The following is a 2,623-nucleotide window of genomic DNA, read 5'->3' on the forward strand; positions in this document are numbered from 1 at the left end:
AAGGCGTTCGAGGAGACCTTCGAGGTCACCGCTGCCGCTCCGGTCGCCGCCGCGGCCCCCGCCGGTGCCGGTGGCGCCGGCAGCCTCGAGCTGCTCCTTGGCCTTGTCGGCAGCGTCCTTGGCCACGCCCTCGAGGACGGGCTTGGGGGCGCCGTCGACGAGGTCCTTGGCCTCCTTGAGGCCGAGCGAGGTGATCGCGCGCACCTCCTTGATGACCTGGATCTTCTTGTCGCCGAACGACTCGAGGATGACGTCGAACTCCGACTGCTCCTCAGCAGCGTCGTCGCCACCCGCGCCGCCGGCGGCGGGGCCGGCGGCCACGGCAACGGCGGCCGGGGCAGCAGCGGTGACCTCGAAGACCTCTTCGAACTGCTTCACGAACTCGGAGAGCTCGATGAGGGTGAGCTCCTTGAAAGCCTCGATGAGCTCGTCAGTGCTGAGCTTCGCCATGATGGCGTTCCTTCCTGTTGTCCTGCGATCAATGTCTCGCGGGAAGCGGGTTACTGGGTGGGTCAGCCTCAGGCGGCTTCGCCGGTGGACGCCTGCTTCTCGCGCAGGGCTTCGATGGTGCGGACGGCCTTGCTCGCCGGCGCGGTGAACATGTAGGCAGCCTGGAACAGCTTGGCCTTCATGGCACCGGCCGCCTTGGCCAGCAGCACCTCGCGGGACTCGAGGTCCGCGAGCTTGGTCACCTCGGCAGCGGACAGGGACTTGCCGTCCATGACGCCACCGCGGATCACGAGGTTGGGGTTCGTCTTCGCGAAGTCGCGCAGACTCTTGGCCGCCTCGACCGGGTCGCCCTCGACGAACGCGATCGCGGAGGGTCCGGCGAGCGCCAGGTCCCCTTCGAAGACGTCGACGCCGGCTTCCTTGGCCGCGATGGCGGTCAGGGTGTTCTTGACGACCGCGTACTGCGTGTCGGTGCCCAGCTTCGTGCGAAGTTCGCTGATCTGGGTCACGGTGAGCCCGCGGTACTCGGTGAGGACGGCAGCCGAGGAGTTCTTGAACCGCTCGGTGAGCTCGGCGACCGCTGCCACCTTGTCAGGCCGTGCCATGGGCCCCTCCTTGTCGTTCGTGCCACCGGGCCCACACATGCGAAGAGCCCCGCGCGCAGGCGCGGGGCTCGGGTGTTCTCACTGGCGTGATGGCCGAACTCTCACCTGCGCAGGCTCCACATCTGAGGACTTCGTCCCGTCTGGTGACGGGCGACCGGCGGTCTTGGGCAGCGATCACTGTAACCGACGACGGCGGCGCGCACCAAATCAGCACCCTCGCCTGTTCTGCTCCTCACCTCCAGCCAGCGCTCGGCCGCTCGAGCAGCGGGTTCTGCACGGTATGGGTCCGGTGACCGGGCAGAAGCCCCTGCTCGACCAGCGGAAGCGGGCAGAACCACCTGTTCGGCTTGACGCGCACGGCACCTGCGGGGGACGCGGACGGGGCCACACCCAGGAAGGGTGCGGCCCCGTCGTCGGGCGTTGAGAGAACGCTCAGGCAGCGCCCTCGGCGACGCGAGCGCCGGTCGGGTCCAGCGGGATGCCGGGGCCCATCGTGGTGCTCAACGTGGCCTTGGTGATGTAGCGGCCCTTGGCCGAGGCGGGCTTGAGGCGCAGGACCTCCTCGAGCGCGGCCGAGTAGTTCTCGAGCAGCTGCGCGTTGTCGAAGGACGCCTTGCCCACGATGAAGTGCAGGTTGGCGTGCTTGTCGACGCGGAACTCGATCCGGCCGCCCTTGATGTCGTTGACCGCCTTGGCCACGTCCATCGTCACGGTGCCGGTCTTGGGGTTCGGCATGAGACCACGGGGGCCGAGCACGCGGCCGAGGCGGCCGACCTTGCCCATCAGGTCAGGGGTGGCGATCGCGGCGTCGAAGTTGGTGTAGCCGCCGGAGACCTTCTCGATCAGCTCGTCGCCGCCGACCTCGTCCGCACCTGCGGCGATGGCCTGCTCGGCGCGGTCGCCGTTGGCGAACACGATGACGCGAGCGGTCTTGCCGGTGCCGTGCGGCAGGTTGACGGTGCCGCGGACCATCTGGTCGGCCTTGCGGGGGTCGACGCCGAGGCGGAACACGACCTCCACGGTCGAGTCGAACTTCGTCTTCGCGCCGCTCTTGGCGAGCTGCACGGCCTCGACCGGGCTGTAGAGCTGGTCGCGGTCGATCGGCTCGGCGGCCGAACGGTACTGCTTGCTGCGCGTGGTCATCTGCTTCTCCTTGGTTCGTGAGCAGTCGTGGTGCGGGCCCGCGCGGCCCTCCCACTGGTGGTGCCCGACCCCGGGTGGGGCCGGGCCGGGGGCATCAGCCCTGGACGGTGATGCCCATCGACCGGGCGGTGCCGGCGATGATCTTGGAGGCGGCGTCGAGGTCGCGGGCGTTGAGGTCGGCCATCTTCTGCTCGGCGATCTCACGGACCTGAGCGCTGGTGAGGCTGGCGACCTTGGCGCTGTGCGGGGTCGCGGAACCCTTCTGCACGCCTGCGGCCTTCTTGATCAGCTCGGCGGCCGGCGGGGTCTTGGTGATGAACGTGAACGAGCGGTCCTCGTACACGGTGATCTCGGCCGGGACGACGTAGCCGCGCAGATCGGCGGTCCGCTCGTTGAAGGCCTTGATGAACTCCATGATGTTGATG

Annotated in this window: 3 protein-coding genes and 1 pseudogene; all 4 read right to left on the reverse strand. The window is 68.7% G+C overall.

Going from position 1 to position 2,623, the window contains the following annotated elements:
* Positions 1-63: 63 nt before the first annotated feature.
* Positions 64-450: pseudogene (gene rplL / locus ACOJSN_RS01045) on the reverse strand (50S ribosomal protein L7/L12); the annotation flags it as partial.
* Between the two features lie 68 nt (positions 451-518).
* Entirely contained in the window at positions 519-1,055 is a 537-nt protein-coding gene (gene rplJ, locus ACOJSN_RS01050; protein ID WP_420110654.1) for a 50S ribosomal protein L10, read from the reverse strand.
* Positions 1,056-1,487: 432 nt separating this feature from the next.
* On the reverse strand, positions 1,488-2,198 hold the full coding sequence (gene rplA, locus ACOJSN_RS01055) for a 50S ribosomal protein L1 (RefSeq protein ID WP_420110655.1): 711 nt from the start codon (positions 2,196-2,198) through the stop codon (positions 1,488-1,490).
* Positions 2,199-2,292: 94 nt separating this feature from the next.
* Positions 2,293-2,623 (reverse strand): 50S ribosomal protein L11 (rplK, locus tag ACOJSN_RS01060; protein WP_420110656.1); only part of this gene is annotated, 331 nt, incomplete at its 5' end.

The sequence above is a fragment of the Pseudactinotalea sp. genome (genome assembly GCF_048594945.1).
Classification (GTDB): domain Bacteria; phylum Actinomycetota; class Actinomycetes; order Actinomycetales; family Beutenbergiaceae; genus Pseudactinotalea.